The organism is Streptomyces sp. NPDC058964, from assembly GCF_042741275.1.
Classification (GTDB): domain Bacteria; phylum Actinomycetota; class Actinomycetes; order Streptomycetales; family Streptomycetaceae; genus Streptomyces.
Genome location: NZ_JBHYKH010000005.1, coordinates 1 through 13860 on the forward strand (window position 1 = coordinate 1; position 13860 = coordinate 13860).

General features: G+C 69.2%; 16 protein-coding genes. 5 read left to right on the forward strand and 11 right to left on the reverse strand.

Annotated elements, in window-relative coordinates:
- Positions 1 to 126: 126 nt before the first annotated feature.
- Positions 127 to 324: a hypothetical protein gene (locus tag ACFW2E_RS01005; protein WP_384459349.1), complete on the forward strand. Its 198-nt coding sequence runs from the start codon at positions 127 to 129 to the stop codon at positions 322 to 324.
- Between the two features lie 97 nt (positions 325 to 421).
- On the opposite strand, the gene metG is transcribed toward ACFW2E_RS01005, so the two are convergent.
- The gene (metG, locus tag ACFW2E_RS01010; protein WP_384459352.1) at positions 422 to 1951 is read right to left on the reverse strand and encodes a methionine--tRNA ligase; all 1530 of its coding nucleotides are present in this window, start codon (positions 1949 to 1951) and stop codon (positions 422 to 424) included.
- A 255-nt stretch (positions 1952 to 2206) separates the two neighbouring features.
- On the opposite strand from metG, the gene ACFW2E_RS01015 reads away from it, so the two are divergent.
- On the forward strand, positions 2207 to 2743 hold the full coding sequence (locus ACFW2E_RS01015) for a hypothetical protein (RefSeq protein WP_384459355.1): 537 nt from the start codon (positions 2207 to 2209) through the stop codon (positions 2741 to 2743).
- Between the two features lie 116 nt (positions 2744 to 2859).
- Here the strand turns inward: ACFW2E_RS01015 and ACFW2E_RS01020 are convergent, their stop codons facing one another.
- Both ACFW2E_RS01020 and ACFW2E_RS01025 read right to left on the reverse strand, forming a co-directional pair.
- Positions 2860 to 3435, reverse strand: a complete 576-nt coding sequence (locus tag ACFW2E_RS01020; protein ID WP_384459358.1) for a GNAT family N-acetyltransferase — start codon at positions 3433 to 3435, stop codon at positions 2860 to 2862.
- Between the two features lie 140 nt (positions 3436 to 3575).
- Positions 3576 to 4121 (reverse strand): GNAT family N-acetyltransferase, encoded by a 546-nt coding sequence (locus ACFW2E_RS01025; RefSeq protein ID WP_384459361.1) that lies wholly within the window; start codon positions 4119 to 4121, stop codon positions 3576 to 3578.
- A gap of 556 nt (positions 4122 to 4677) precedes the next feature.
- On the opposite strand from ACFW2E_RS01025, the gene ACFW2E_RS01030 reads away from it, so the two are divergent.
- From ACFW2E_RS01030 to ACFW2E_RS01040, 3 genes are read left to right on the forward strand one after another with little or no spacing between them, the layout of a single operon-like run.
- Entirely contained in the window at positions 4678 to 4824 is a 147-nt protein-coding gene (locus ACFW2E_RS01030) for a hypothetical protein (RefSeq protein WP_384459364.1), read from the forward strand.
- Entirely contained in the window at positions 4800 to 5351 is a 552-nt protein-coding gene (locus tag ACFW2E_RS01035; protein ID WP_384459367.1) for a GGDEF domain-containing protein, read from the forward strand. The genes ACFW2E_RS01030 and ACFW2E_RS01035 overlap by 25 nt, the downstream gene beginning before the upstream one ends.
- A gap of 58 nt (positions 5352 to 5409) precedes the next feature.
- Entirely contained in the window at positions 5410 to 5634 is a 225-nt protein-coding gene (locus tag ACFW2E_RS01040; RefSeq protein ID WP_384459370.1) for a DUF5958 family protein, read from the forward strand.
- 151 nt (positions 5635 to 5785) lie between these two features.
- Here the strand turns inward: ACFW2E_RS01040 and ACFW2E_RS01045 are convergent, their stop codons facing one another.
- The 8 genes from ACFW2E_RS01045 to ACFW2E_RS01080 all read right to left on the reverse strand — a co-directional run bounded on the left by ACFW2E_RS01045 (position 5786) and on the right by ACFW2E_RS01080 (position 13609).
- Positions 5786 to 7519: an Imm49 family immunity protein gene (locus tag ACFW2E_RS01045; protein ID WP_384459509.1), complete on the reverse strand. Its 1734-nt coding sequence runs from the start codon at positions 7517 to 7519 to the stop codon at positions 5786 to 5788.
- Between the two features lie 225 nt (positions 7520 to 7744).
- The gene (locus tag ACFW2E_RS01050; RefSeq protein WP_384459373.1) at positions 7745 to 8329 is read right to left on the reverse strand and encodes a TlpA family protein disulfide reductase; all 585 of its coding nucleotides are present in this window, start codon (positions 8327 to 8329) and stop codon (positions 7745 to 7747) included.
- 5 nt (positions 8330 to 8334) lie between these two features.
- A complete protein-coding gene (locus ACFW2E_RS01055; RefSeq protein ID WP_384459376.1) occupies positions 8335 to 8796 on the reverse strand; it encodes a hypothetical protein in 462 nt (153 codons plus the stop codon).
- A gap of 86 nt (positions 8797 to 8882) precedes the next feature.
- The gene (locus ACFW2E_RS01060; RefSeq protein WP_384459379.1) at positions 8883 to 9263 is read right to left on the reverse strand and encodes a hypothetical protein; all 381 of its coding nucleotides are present in this window, start codon (positions 9261 to 9263) and stop codon (positions 8883 to 8885) included.
- Positions 9264 to 9350: 87 nt separating this feature from the next.
- Entirely contained in the window at positions 9351 to 10763 is a 1413-nt protein-coding gene (locus tag ACFW2E_RS01065) for an RNA polymerase sigma factor (protein ID WP_384459382.1), read from the reverse strand.
- A 320-nt stretch (positions 10764 to 11083) separates the two neighbouring features.
- Complete coding sequence (locus ACFW2E_RS01070; RefSeq protein WP_384459385.1) at positions 11084 to 12148, reverse strand: LLM class F420-dependent oxidoreductase; 1065 nt, start codon at positions 12146 to 12148, stop codon at positions 11084 to 11086.
- The gene (locus ACFW2E_RS01075; protein WP_384459388.1) at positions 12145 to 13110 is read right to left on the reverse strand and encodes an alpha/beta hydrolase; all 966 of its coding nucleotides are present in this window, start codon (positions 13108 to 13110) and stop codon (positions 12145 to 12147) included. The genes ACFW2E_RS01070 and ACFW2E_RS01075 overlap by 4 nt, the downstream gene beginning before the upstream one ends.
- A gap of 43 nt (positions 13111 to 13153) precedes the next feature.
- Positions 13154 to 13609 (reverse strand): SDR family oxidoreductase, encoded by a 456-nt coding sequence (locus tag ACFW2E_RS01080; RefSeq protein ID WP_384459391.1) that lies wholly within the window; start codon positions 13607 to 13609, stop codon positions 13154 to 13156.
- Positions 13610 to 13860: the final 251 nt, after the last annotated feature.

Sequence of the window (13860 nt, forward strand, 5' to 3'; positions counted from 1 at the left end):
GACCACCGAGGGCCAGATGAAGGTAGCTGCCTCCGCGAGCCATGTCGAAGTTGCGATTTCCCTGTCCAAGTGGCCTCTTGCACCGGTCATTGCGGGGGCTGGGGCGGGGCGCTGTCGGGACAACTCATGAAGCACGGCCTGCCGACCATCACCGCCCGCAACATGGCCTTGTTCGGCATGGCCGGGGAACTACCGCCGATCGTCATCAGCGACCTCTTCGACGTCCACAGGAACACCGCGACTCAGTGGGCGGTGCTGGCCCAGGACAGCTGGGCCGGCCACCTCGCGGCCCTGAACGGCAAAGCTGCTGGCAAGTACGAGTAGCGAAGCTGATCCCGGAACTGGCCAGCGCCCTGGGCGCCCCACCCGAAGCTGCGCGAAGATCGAGAGGAAGGCGACCAGGTTCATGGAGCACCGGAGGTCACTCTGGCTGCACGTCCTCGTGAAGGCGAGGGAACAGCGGCTGTGCTGCGGGCAGAAGCCCCTCGACCGGTGTCAGCTGTCCGGTGATCCGCGTGGCGGCATCTGGGATGAATGGGCGTAGTTCATCGGCCAGCACGCGGCACGCTGTGACCAGCGTGACGAGGACGGTGTCGAGTTGCTTCGCCGCTTCACCGTTGCCCCTCCGCTCTTCCCGAGCCAGCTCCCAAGGCCGGGTCCAGTCAATACATCGATTGGCCTCCTCCACGATCTCCCAGACAGCGTGGATGGCACGCCGGAAGTCGAAGTCGGCCAAGGCGGCATCGACAAGGCCAGGCGCCTCCCGGCAAACGTCCACCAGCGCCAGCCCCCCGGAATTTACCGGCGCGGAGGCGGGGACAACGCCACCGCGAAAGCGGTGAACCATGGTCACGATGCGGTGGACGAGGTTGCCCAGCCCTCCGGCGAAATCCGCATCCGCGCGCGTGGTCAGCCGGTCGGGCGTGAAGTCCGTATCCCCGACCCGGGGCACATCGCGCAGGAGCCACCAGCGCAACGCATCGGTGCCATATGTTGCGGCCAGCGCAGCCGGGTCGACGCTGGTCCCGGCGGACTTGCTGATCTTGCGGCCGCCCACGGTGAGGTAGTCGTGGACCAGGATGTCGGTGGGCAGCGGGAGCCCGGCCGACAGCAGCATGGCCGGCCAGTACACGGCGTGGAAGCGCACCACTCCCTTGCCGACCAGGTGGACGCGACGCTCGCTGGTTTCCCACCACTGGTCGTAGGCGCTGTCACCGGTGCCATGTCCGAGGCTGGTGACGTAGTTGCCGAGGGCGTCCCACCACACATAAACGACCTGGCTCGGGTCATCCGGCACGGGAATGCCCCAGCCGTGGGCGCGGCTGTGGGAGCGGGAGACGGAGAAGTCGTGCAGGCCACGTCCGATGAGGGCGAGGACCTCGTTGCGGCGGGCTGCGGGCTCGATGCGCAGGTCGCCGCTCGAGATCAGCTGATGGAGGCGGTCGGCGTAGCGGGACAGCCGGAAGAACCAGTTCTCTTCCGCGACGAGTTGAGGTTCGGTGCCGTGCTCGCCGCACCGTCCTTCGACCAGTTCGTCGGGGGTGTAGAACTGCTCGCAGCCGACACAGTACAGGCCTTCGTACTCTTTTCGATAGAGGTCGCCTGACGAGGCGCACTGGCGCCACAGTCGTTCGACTCCGACGCGGTGACGTGGGTCGCTGCTGGTGCGGATGAAGTCGTCGAAGGAGAGCGCCAGTGGACCACGCAACGCGGCGAACGCATCGGCGTTGCGGTCGACAAACGACTGCACGTCGACGCCGGCCGCTTCGGCGGCCAGGACGTTCTTCAGAGAGTTGTCGTCGGTTCCGCTGAGCAGCCGGACCTGCTCGCCCCGTTGGCGGTGGTGACGGGCCAACGTGTCAGCTTGGACGAGCTCCAGGGAGAAGCCCAGGTGCGGGTGGGCGTTGACGTACGGAATGGTCGTGGTGATGTAGCGGCGTCGTGCGGTCATCGGTCCTCCTACCGGGTGGCGAGGCCTGGTCGCACAACAAGCGAGGCCCCGTCCCGGGCCTCGGATTCGGTACGCGTCCGATCTCAGCAGCCCCGTGGACGGGGCATCATCCGGTGCTGAGGCGCAAGCGTGATCATGCGTCCGAGCGTAGCAATGGAGCGACGCCGCAGCACGCTATTTCCGACCCGTCACGGAGGGGCACCTGAGGCAGTGCTGGGCGAGACGGGTGTCACCCCGTGTCCCACGCACACCGGATTGCGCAGGGTTGGAACACTGTCTCTTCACCAGTACGGCATCCCGGCTCCCAGCCGTCCGGTCGCTGTCGGCCTCACGGTCCTCGCCTGGGCGGCGCTGTCCGGACTGGCGCTGCGCGGCCTCAGCCTCACCCCAGCTGTCCGCGTCTACACGGACGACGACACCCCGCTCGTCACCGACACCTGCATCGTGGTCCACCTGACCCGGTTTGGACCGTCCGCGACCACGCCGGACCCGGTCCTGCCGCAGCTGCCCCCGTCGGTGAACCGACGTCGCCTGGACGGTGCCGTCCGCTCCCGCCGCCCGCCCATCCACGGGGCTGCGGTCGCGGGCATGGAGCCGGACCGGCCACTCGTACAGCTCCCCGCGCCCGCCGCCCTGGCACCACGGCGGTGGCGCGGTCACGCCCGCATCCGACAGACCGCCTCGAGGAGCCTGTGCTCATCCACCGACCGCGCCGCCGGATCGGCCGACCCCGCCCGCAGCGTCCCGGCCCCCGCTACCCGCACCGGCCCGCCCGGCGCCTGGACCCGGTGATGCGACAGCACACTCGCCGCCAGGGCTGCGCGCAGGAACGAATTCCTCGCGAGGCCGGCAGCCCTCCCGAGTACGACCGTGGCGCCTGCCCCGACCACCTCGTCACCCGTCGTCAGCTACGGGACCGGAGCGTCAGCCCCAGGCTGTGCGGCCTTCCCTGCCGTTGCCGCGGTGATGGCCCAGCGCTCGTGGTCTCGCCATTCGCCGTTGATGAACTGGAAGGCGGCCGAATAGCCCTCGCGCTCGAAGCCCAGGCGCTCGACCAGGGCTAGTGAGGGCGTGTTGTCGGGCTGGATGTTGGCTTCCAGCCGGTGCAGTCCCAGTTCGCCCAAGGCGTGCTGGATGAGGAGCCCGAGCCCTTCGGTCATGTAGCCGTGACCGGTCGTAGAGGCGTACGCGGTGTAGCCCAGAGTTCCGCTCTGGAGGGTGCCTCGGACGATGTTGTTGATGTTGACCCCGCCAACAATGGCGCCGGTGCTACGCAAGCAGTTCACGAAGCCTTCGTGCGTGGGCTGCTCGAACCGCTGAAGGTAACTTTCGAACGCTGCCTCCGTGCTGTCCCGGGCGCCCAGCCAGCGCTGAAGCATCTCAGCGCTGTCTTGAGCCAGCACCGTGAGCTCGTCGTAGTCCTGACGACAGACGTGACGGATGGCCACCCGCGGTCCTTGCAAGAGGTAGCTGCTGATTGCCATCCAGGGATCCTATGCAGCCGTCCGTGTGAGCTCCCCAGCACCGTACGCTTCCCTTCCGACGTGCTCCGCGTGAGTCGAGCCGCGGGCCGAGGTCGACGACCGACCGGTGGCCCCGTAGATCCGCGCTGTCGAGCACGAGCTCAAGCGAGCGGCGCGACCGAGGACCACACGCCGAACCACTGCTCGGCGCCGTACGCCTCGAATCGCTCCAGCTCGGTGAACCCGAGCTTCGCCGCGAGGCGCATCGAACGGACGATGGCGGTCTGGGTGTAGAGCACCACCGGCTGACCGGGAAGCTCGCCGGCAAACCAGTCGAGTGCCGCTGTGCACGCCTCGGTGGCGTACCCGCATCCCCACGCCTCCGGCAGGAACAGGTAGCCGAGCTCGGTCTCCCCTGCCTCCAGGCGGTTACCCGGACGCTCGGGGTCTTGCGGGTCGAGCTGGATGGTGCCGATCGTCGCTCCATCGAGCTCGACCACGAAGAAGCCAGGACGCCGCCCGGGCACCTCGGGCACCGTGCGTTCGAGCTCGGCACGCGGTCGAGGACCACCGAGGTAGGTGCCGACCTCTGGCGAGGCGTTCAGCTCGATGACCGCTGCGCGGTCCCGGGCCTCGGACTCCCGGAGTACGAGCCGCTCGGTCTTTATCGGAGCAGGTGGCCAGGCGAGGGGTCTGAGGTCAGTCACGCCGGTCAGGCCAGCTGGCGGCTCGGCAGTGATCAAGACGCCGACTCGATGGACCCCACCGGCTCAGCAGTCCGCGTCAACGCAAGGCATCGCTCAGCGAGCTGAGGATTCACCCGCGCTCTGAGACCAGGCATACGACACCTGCAGAACAGTTGCTCTGCGCCAGTATCGGCCTTGCTCGGTATGTGCCTGGAGTGTCACGACGGCACCCCCGCCGACCCCAGCACCTACATCGCCCCGACTGCCCCGGGCACGGCCTCGCGGCCTGACCCCGCCCTACGCGCCACGAACGGCTGGAGCCAGCACGACGCCAGCCGCCCCCGGACCGCCGCAGCGTCCGTTCCGTCCGCGCTGTCTGACCTCGCACACACAGCAAGAGGCGCACCCCCAAAGCCTGGAAGCACTCGGGGTACGCCTCTCTCGATCGCCCCCGAGGGGACAGACCGGAGACCATCATGCCTGCATCCAGCGTCTTACGGCAGCCGACGCGCACGTTCGTCATCGCGGCGGCCGCTGTGCCGCTCGCCTGGCCGCCCTCGCGGCCGACGACCTGCGCGTGCGCCGCCGGCTCGACCACGCCCGCCGCGACCCGCTGACCGGCCTGCCCGGCCGCGACGCCCTGGCGGAACGCACCGCCCGGCTCGCCCGCACCCACCACGAGCAGCCCAGTTGCACGTCATGGTCGCCGACGCCGACGGCCTGAAGTCGGTGAACGACACCCTCGGACACGCCGCCGGCGACATCCTGATCGCCGCCGTCGGCCACCACCTCGGAGCATGGGCCACCGCCCACGGCGGGCTCGCCGCACGCCTCGGGGGTGACGAGTTCGGCATCACGGCGCGGATGCCGCCCACCACGACCGCCCGTGAAATCCGTGCTCTGCACGAGCTGCTGACACAGCCCGTCGACCACGACGGGCAAGCCTTGCACCCGGCCGTGTCGATCGGCACCGCCCGCGCCGCCGACCTGCCCGACGCAGCCGACGCCGCCCGCCCGCTGCGCGGCGCGGACAGGGCCATGTACCGCGTCAAGACCGGCGAGCAGCCACCCGGCTACCTGGCAACCCACCACGACGCCTACACGCCCACCGTCCGCGGACGTCGCCCCGGCCGCCCCGGCACTCACCGGCCCCTCGCATGGCCAGCCGGGCCAGCAAGACGCCGCTGTGGGAGCCGGGCTGTGTCCCCCGGCCCCCGGCGGCCTGCTGAACTGGCGCAGACAGGGCGCTGAGCACCCACCTCGCAATGTCGAATGCCTGGCACGCGGAGGGTGGCCAAGGCCTGCGGGGGTGGCGCGGTCCGGTGTGAAGCCCACGGCCAACCCCTCGGTGATGATCTGCATGGGCCCACCCCGCTGCGGGTTCGCGGGGCTGCCCGCCACCGAACACGTCAAGGCATTCCGTGTCCTCGTTTCCGTGTTCGCCGTTGCCGACACTCGCCGCCGCGAGACGTACTGCAAAGGCGCCTGCGGACATGCATGGCACAACCTGCCAGCGGCAACCGAACAGCCGTAGCATCGGCCATTGCGGACTGCGCTCTGTGGCCGCCCTCTGGGCGGCCTTGCTTCTTCGCCGCCGCCTCGCCAGCCATCGCCCTTCGGACGCCGTCGGGATGCGACGGAGATACGGGCTTACTCGTTTCCGAGACCAAGATCTTTTAGCGACGTCAGATGGGTTCGGCGGCCCGCAGGAGGTGCGGCGGCAGGTAGGGGGATTCAACGCGAATCGCCCAGCCGCGGCGTCGGGCGTGGCAGGCCAGGCCGAGTATGTCGAGGTCGACGGAAGCGTCCGGATCGTCGGCCCGGTCGGCGACCTGGTAGTAGTCGCGGTGGGCTTCCAGCGCGTCGGCCAGGGCCAGATTGAAGCTCTCCTCGTCGCCCTCCACGAGCTGCGACAGCAGAACGGCCGGCGGCATCGCAAAGCCCCAGTCCTTGGCCTTCTCGGCCTGCTCCAGCGCCCGCTGCGCGGCCGGTTCGGGATCAGCGCCCTTGAGGTAGGCGTGGAGGGCTTCGCGGTACGCGCTGAAGGCGGAGCCGTCGGGGCGGGCGAAGGTAGGGCCGGTGAGGACCAGCGGGGCGAGGTCCTCGCGTGCGCCGGTGATGAGGGCGAAGGCGGTGGCCTTCTGCCAGTTGCCGGCGCCGGCCTCCTCGTCCCGCGCGGCCGGGTAGCGCAGCGTGCGGCCATCGACGGTCACCTCGGCCTCGGTGCCCGGTTCCGCGAGGGCGATGCGGAAGAGGGCCGCCCCCATCTGGGAAGCCAGCCGAAGGTTCGCCAGCTGGGCGTCCGTGCCCCCGGATTCCCCCGCGCGCCACTTGAAGAGGCGTTCCTGATCGCCCATGCCGCTGCCGAGCCGCCAGACGGCGAGAGGTTCTCCGTCGGCGGCGGTGAACGCCTTCCGAACCTTTGCCTCGTACCTGCCCTCGATCTGCGGATCCACCGTCCGCTCGCAGGCGGGCCGCTCCACCACCAGCGGGCCCGCGGCGAGCGCGGCGACCGCGTCCGGGCGCCGGTCCCGGCCGAACCCTCCGACCCGGGCGCCCCGGGTCTCGAAGCCGCTGATCAGCGCGTGCGGGAGGTAGTCGGTGCGGACGGCCGGCGCCCAGCCCAGCGTCCGGTACGCGAGCGCGCCAAGGGCGATGGGGACGAGCGGGAGCAGAGTGCGCGCGGAGGCCGAAGGGCTCTGCCGGTTCCTGTGACCGACGAGGAGGTCGGCCAGCCCGGCATCGAAGGCTACCCGGTCCTCGGCCGCCAGGGCGCGCAGCGCGCGCAGCGCGGCGCTCTCCGGCCGGTCCATGAGCGGGTCGCTGGTCTCCTGGGCGCGGGTACGAATCCGGTCCAGGGCCGCGTCGACAGCGGCGAGCTTGGCCTGGGCGCTCGGCGGGTACTCCTCGTCGTTGCCGGTGTCGTCCAGGACCACGGCCATCAATCCGGTGGCGAGCTCGCCGGCGGGCGTTCCCTGCGCCTTCCCCGCGAACTTCTCCCGGGCGAAGTGGAAGGCCTCGCCGTGCCACGCGGCCCTGTCCCGAAGGAGCGTCAGGCACAGCGCGTCGATCCACTTCCAGGGCGTGACGCTCTCCTCGGGCTCATCGCCACCCGGGTCGTAACTCATGCCGAAGTTCACGTACTCCAGGAAGACCTGGAAGCTGCAGTGCGGATGGTAGGCGGCGTAGGCCACGGCGCCGGCCGCGGCTTCGGAGGCGTCCTTGAGGGCTGCCCGGGCCTCCGGGGAGTCGAGGCCCGGTGTCTCGACGGAGAGGGCGCCCAGGTAATCGAGGAACTCCTCGGCGATCGCCTGCCATTCGTAGGTGGTCATCCGGCCGCCCCTCGACATGGAACGCACCTGACCCCCGACGCGGTTCGCGAAGTCCTTGCGTGCTGCCGACACGACGGCCCCGCCCACGTGGTGACGCTCTATTCGCACTGCCCCGCTCCTTGATCGATCTCTGCACCAGCCTAGGAGAGGGATCTGACAGGCCGGCAACTGCTGTGACCGGGAGGCCCCGGCCCGGCCGCGCCGTGGGACTTCGTGGCAGGTGCGTCAACGACGGAGCAGAACGGTCTTGTTGATCCCCGCCGAGGCGGCCAAAATATTCACGATTTCACTTATCTACAGTCAACGACGAGATCACGGCTTGCTGGGGCTCTTCCTGGCCGCGCGAAGCAACGGTGTGATGATCTTCTTCATCGCGGCTTCTGTCACTGCTCCCATCCGGGCGGCCGCTATCTTCCCGGCCGGGTCGATGACGATCGTGAACGGAAGGGATTGCGGGTTCACCAGCCCGTGGGGGAGCTTCAGGGCTTGGCGTCCTGACGGGTCGTGCAGGGACGGGTAGCCGAGGTGGTGGTCTTTCTGGAAGGCGAGTCCGGCGGCTCGGCTTGTGTCGTTGTCGAGTCCGAGGACCTGGACTCCGCGGCTTCCCCACGTCTGCTGGATCTTCCGCAGTTCGGGTGCTTCGATGCGGCAGGGGCCGCACCAGGAGGCCCACGCGTTGACCACGACGACTTTGCCCCGGTAATCGGTCAGGTGGGTCGTGTGACCCTCCAGCGTGGTCCCGGAAAAGTCAGGGGCGAGAGGGCGCTCGCCTTCCTTCAGGGTCTGTGTGAGGGGGTCGAACGAGGTCGTGTCGCTGATCGGGGCGGATCTCGAGCAGCCGGCCAGGATCACGCAGAGCACGACCACAGCCACGGCCGCGTGGGTTCGTCGGGGCATCGTCATCAGCTGGCCAGGTTCCTGCTCGTCGGGTCTGTCTGGCCGTCGCTGAGCACGATCTGCAGATGTCCGGAGCGCCACATGGTCAACAGCCGTGCAGCGGGGAGCTGGAGCGTGAACAGCGCGATGACGGCTGTCACGAACGCGGTGTCCGCGGGGGCGTCGTCGCCGGTCGCCCATGCAGCGATCCCGGAGATGACCAGGAGCACGGTCACATAGATGCCGGCGTCGATAAGGGCGGCGCGCCAGCGTGGCAGGGGTTTGTCCGGGCGGCGGGCGAAGGTCAGCGATGCGGTGGCGGCGGAGATGAAGACCGCGTTCCACGGGTCCCTCAGCCAGGTGGACAGCCACGTGTGGAGGTGGCCGGAGCTTGCCGACCATGCCAGGTCGACGGCCGCTCCGGTCAGCCAGGACAGGACGACTACGGTGAGCGCGTGTAAGACGGCGCTGCGCCAGGTGATGGTCACATCAACCCCCATGTGGTGCGGGCCGCCCGGCGGCGGGCCGCTTCCCGATCATTGTCCCCCCTGTGTTCTGCGGACCCGGGACGGGGTCAGTAGCCGCCGCTGTTGCCGGTGGTGCCCAGGTCGCACAGCGGCTGGGTCAGACAGAGCAGGCTGAGGTTCTTCGACTGGTGCACGGTCTTGGTCGAATGCCTTTTGCCGCGGGTGTAGCCGTAGAGGTACATCTCGTGGTCGGGGGCCCGCCGGTACTTGCCCGCGACGTAGAAGTCGCCGTTGCGGGCGAGGCGGGCGTCATAGAACACCCCGATGCCTGCCCGGCGGAGGCCGAACGACGGGCAGAACGGATCCGTGGCCTCGATCTGGGCGCGCACGGCGCGGGTCTTGCCGTCGAAGCGGGTCATGGTCTTGAGGTCGACGCCCCTGGTGGATGCCTTGCGCTTGTCGATGAACACGCCCTCGTTGTTGTACACCTTGGTCCAGCCGGTCTCCGGGCAGTTCGTATCGGGGCCTCGTCCAGGACACGATGCCGCGCAGGCTGGCCCGGAACCTGGGGCCTTTCACCTTGCGGGAGAAGCCGCGGTTGTCGCCGGCGTACTTGAAGGCCACTGGTGTCGGCGATTTTCACGCCGTTGCGGTAGACCGCATAGCGGGCTGCGCCGACGTCGGGCCACGACAGATCGACGAACCGTGAGGAGGCGGCCCACGCTGCGCGCTCCGTCTCCACGGGGGAGGCCGCGAGGGTGATGTCGGCGATCGCCTTCTGGCCGCCGGAGGTCAGGATCTGCGTGTCGGTGGCCCTGCCGATGTAGGTGGCGGCCGGCGTCACGTCGGCCGGGGCGGCCAGGCCGGCCTTCGCCGGGCCGAATGTGCCGCTGTCGGTGTCGAGGACGAACACGGCGTTGCTCGGCGCTTGGGTGGTGGTCACTTCCTGTCCGGAGGCAGGCGTTGACGAGGATGCCAGCAGGACGGCGGGAATCGCCGCAGCCGCAAGCACGCGCGGCATGCCCCCCTTCCACCGCATTGAAGAACTCCCGTTGGATGCATACCCGCGCCGCTGTCCGGCCGGGGAATGAGTGACGGCGCTTCACCTGGGGCAATGGGGGTTCGGGAATTGTTCTTGGCGAGGCCGGGACCGACGGCTGCGTGAGCCGCCTTGGGTTGGCTCCTGTCGGGTCAGGAAGTGCCCCACTCCTGGCGCACCCGCTGCGGGTTCGAGTCGCCGCTCTTCTCCAGGTACGGTTTCCAACCCGTGTGGGAGGAGTTCGAGGCGATCGCCTTGTTCTTCGACACGCTGATGATGCGGGAGTCGGCGAGCCACCACTGGTGGTTCTTCGAGTGGTGGTTCTTCGAGTCGGGCTTGCAGGTCGCCTGGACGAGAGCCTGCTGTAGTGGAAATCCCTTGCCAGTTTTCTGCGCCGCTTCAAGGCTTCGTTTTTGAGGGCGGTGTAAAGATATGCGCGAGGATTCTGGATCGTGTGCCACTTCCTCAACATCTCCGTGAATACTTGCTGGACGATGTCCGCGACATCCAAGTCCGGCGCTACAGAGGTTACGAATCCTACGGCCTCGTCATGTAATTCATTGAAGAATTGATCGAACAGGTGCTTGGATCCAGTACCGTCCACCCAGGGTGAACCTTCTTCGATCACCGGCCCCTGCCCGGTTCGCCGGCGCTGGCGCGGCTCCTCGGCGGCCTCGTGGCGCCGGTGCGGCAAGTCGCGAGCCGTGGCCGGTGCTCCCGTTCTCCGCGGGCGGTCTGCGGACGCGGGGCAGAGGCAGGCCGGTTGGGCGGCAGTTCCACTTCCCACAGCACGGTGTGGCCGCGCGAGCGGTGTTCTTCCCGGACCGTGCCACCAGTGCGGGCGAGTTCCCGCAAGACGGCGCAGTTCAGCCGCTGGCGGGAGCGGTCGCGGACCCAGTGTTCGATCGTCGGTCTGTGCGCCAGAAGACTGAACACCAGAATCACGCACGGGGCGAGATGGTGCACGTTGATCCGTCCTTGCATGCGTTGGGGGAGGTAACCCTGACGCATATAAGAGGCAGGAGAGGCCCTGATTGACGACAGCTTCACATTCGGAAATAGAGGCGACGCTTCACTCGATTGCCGTACGGTGGGCGACCGGCTCCCCGGCCAGGATGCCCCTACCAGCGCACGCATGCTGCATATGGTGCCGGCCTCCTGCCCCACGCGATGCCGGCCTCGTCGGCGCGCGCGCCGGCACCAGACGGCGCACCACTGAACTCATGCCTTGTGCCGCGGATGTCGCGGTGAGGACGTCGTAGTCGAGCCTCAGTCTCCCACTCCGGCCTTGTCCATGGCCTCCGCCAGGGTGCGCAGGGTCGCGATGCCCTCTTCGACGTGTTCCGGAAAGATCGTGGCCGAGAGGGTGGTGACTCCGGCTTCGGCGTACGCCTGCAGTCGGTCCGCGATGCGGTCGGCGGAACCCAGCAGGGCGGTGCGGTCGAGGAATTCCTGCGGCATGGCCTCGGTGGCCGCACGCAACTCCCCGCCCAGATAGAGTTTTTGCACCTGTTCGGCCTCGTCGGGGAAGCCGGTGCGGGCCATGAGCCGGTTGTAGAAGTTGTCCTGACGTGAGCCCATCCCGCCCACGTAGTGGGTGGTGAATGCGCGAACCCGGTCGGCGCAGTCGGCGAGATTGCCGCCGGTCGCGACCGGCACCGCCACCGCCACCACGTCGAATCCCCGCAGATCCGCCCCCTTGCGCTCCCGTCCGGTGCGCAGTTCCGCCAGGGACTCCTGCCCGAACTCGGGCTGGAAGAAGACGGAGAGCCAGCCGTCCGCGATCTCGCCCGCCAGGCGCATGTTGGCCGGGCCGACGGCCGCGAGGTAGACCGGTACGTGCTTGCGCCGAGGGCGCATGCCCAGCTGGATGGCCTTGCCGGGGCCGTCCGGGAGCGGCAAGCGGCAGTGCTCTCCGTCGTAGGCGACGGTCTTGCGCTGCAGGGCCATCCTGACGACGTCGACGTACTCGCGGGTGCGTGCCAGCGGCTTTTCGAACCGGGCGCCGTGCCAGCCCTCGGCGACCTGCGGCCCGGACACTCCGAGTCCGAGGCGGAAGCGGCCTTCGGAGAGCAGGTCGAGGGTGGCGGCGGTCATCGCCGTCATCGCGGGGGTGCGGGCGGGGATCTGCATCACCGCCGTGCCCAGATCGATGCGCGAGGTCTGCGCGGCGAGCCAGCCGAGCAGCGAGACGGTGTCCGAGCTGAACGCTTCGGCAGTCCAGGCCACCGAGAAGCCCAGGCGCTCGGCCTCGCGAACGTACTGAGCGGATTCCCGCGGCCGGGCTCCGGCGCCCAGGTGCCCTAGGTAGCGGAGATTGAGTCCGAGCCTCATCGGTCCGGGTGTCCTTCCTGTGTGGTCAAAGAGCGTTCGAGGAATTCCAGGACCGTGCCGCGGTACAGCTCGCGGTCCATCGCCATCGTCTGGAGATGACCCGCCCGCGGGATCACCAGCAGCTCGGCTCGTGCGTACGGCCGGGCCAGCCGCCTTGCCTCCTCGGTCGGTACGATCGGGTCGGCGGCACCGGAGACGAACAGCATCGGGGTCCTGTCGCACACGGGGTGACCTGCGGGCGGCGGCCACGGCGCGGGTGTGCCCATGGTCACCCTGCCGATCTGCCCGAACAGCGCCTGAACCGCATCGCGTGTCGGCCGGCCGCGGGCGATCGCCGGCAGCGGCAGTGCGCCGGCGCCCAGCAGCCGGCGTGCGGTCGCGGGTACGCTGAGCGCCGGCCCGCCGTCGAAGACCGCCGCGTCCACCGCGCCGCCCGGAAGCGTCATGGACTGCAGCATCGCGAAGGTGGCCAGCGAGAACCCGTAGAGCACCATCCGGCACCCCGCGTGCTCGGGCAGGCTCCGTACGTGGTCGACCACCGTGCGCACGTCCTCGACGTAACGGTTCAGGAACCGGGTCAGGCCGCGGTCCCTGGTGCTGCCGCCGTGGTTCCGGAAGTCGAACAACACCACGGTGAATCCGGCGCGGTGCAGCATGCGCGCGTGTGAGAGGGCGTGAGACTTCTCCTGCCCCAGGCCGTGCCCGAGGATGACCACGCGCTGCGGGTCCGCCCGGCACACCCAAGCGGCCAGTGAAAGCCGCCCGTTGCGGTGCGGGATCCGGATCTCCCGCGGGGAGAGCCGGAAACGAGCCGGGGTGTGGTGCGGTGCGGCGGGGGCAGGGTGGCAGACGCGGTGGGCCAGGTGCAGGGCCACGACAGGCGCCAACGGCAGCGCCATCACTCCGCGCCACCAGCCGCGCCGGGCGTGGTCGCGAAGGGGCGAAGCAGGTGCGACAGACACGGTTTCTCTCATGGTCGATGGATCGGGGAAGGGTGTGCTCGAATCACCAGGCCGCCGTCCACGCCAGGACCCGGCCGGAGATGCAGCGGGCGCGGTCGGAGACGAGGACGGAGCCCAGGCCGGCGACGTCGTCGGGGGTGCCGAAGCGGCCGAGCGGAACGCCGTCGGGAATGTCCTCCTTGACCGCCTCGGTCAGGCCGGTGGTCATGTCGGTCTCGATGAGGCCGGGCGCCACGGCACTGGCGCGTACGCCGTACTTTCCGCACTCCTTGGCCAGGGACTTGGTGAGGCCGATGATCCCCGCCTCGGAAGCCGCGTAGTTGGTCTGCGCGGCGTTGCCGTGAACCCCGGCCATGGACGACAGCGTCACCACACAGCCGGCGCGGCGCTTCATGAACGAGAAGACGGCCGAGCGGCACATGTCGTAGGTGCCGTCGAGGTCGGCCGCCATGACATCGCCCCGGTCCTCGCCGGTCATCCTCACCAGGGGGGTTGTCACGTACCGCTCCCGCGGAGGCCACCACGGCGCCGATCGGGCCGAGCTCACTCTCCGCGGCGTCGGTGAACGCCCGGACCTCCTCCGGAGACGCGACGTCGACGCGGTGGGGGACGACGCGGGCTCCGGTATCCCGCTGGGTGTCTGGCATGTCTTTCTCCTGAAAAGACCTGCAAGCAGGGTCTGTGAGGGTGCGGTGGGGCGGTGTGCTGCGGAGTAGGGGGGGCACCGCCCACCGCCTGTTCCGCGGGCCG

Coding starts and splice junctions, on each gene's coding strand:
- ACFW2E_RS01005 (WP_384459349.1), top strand. CDS start 127: ATGAAGCACGGCCTGCCGACCATCACCGCCCGCAACATGGCCTTGTTC.
- metG (WP_384459352.1), bottom strand. CDS start 1,951: ATGACCGCACGACGCCGCTACATCACCACGACCATTCCGTACGTCAAC.
- ACFW2E_RS01020 (WP_384459358.1), bottom strand. CDS start 3,435: ATGGCAATCAGCAGCTACCTCTTGCAAGGACCGCGGGTGGCCATCCGT.
- ACFW2E_RS01035 (WP_384459367.1), top strand. CDS start 4,800: ATGGTCGCCGACGCCGACGGCCTGAAGTCGGTGAACGACACCCTCGGA.
- ACFW2E_RS01050 (WP_384459373.1), bottom strand. CDS start 8,329: ATGCCCCGACGAACCCACGCGGCCGTGGCTGTGGTCGTGCTCTGCGTG.
- ACFW2E_RS01070 (WP_384459385.1), bottom strand. CDS start 12,148: ATGAGGCTCGGACTCAATCTCCGCTACCTAGGGCACCTGGGCGCCGGA.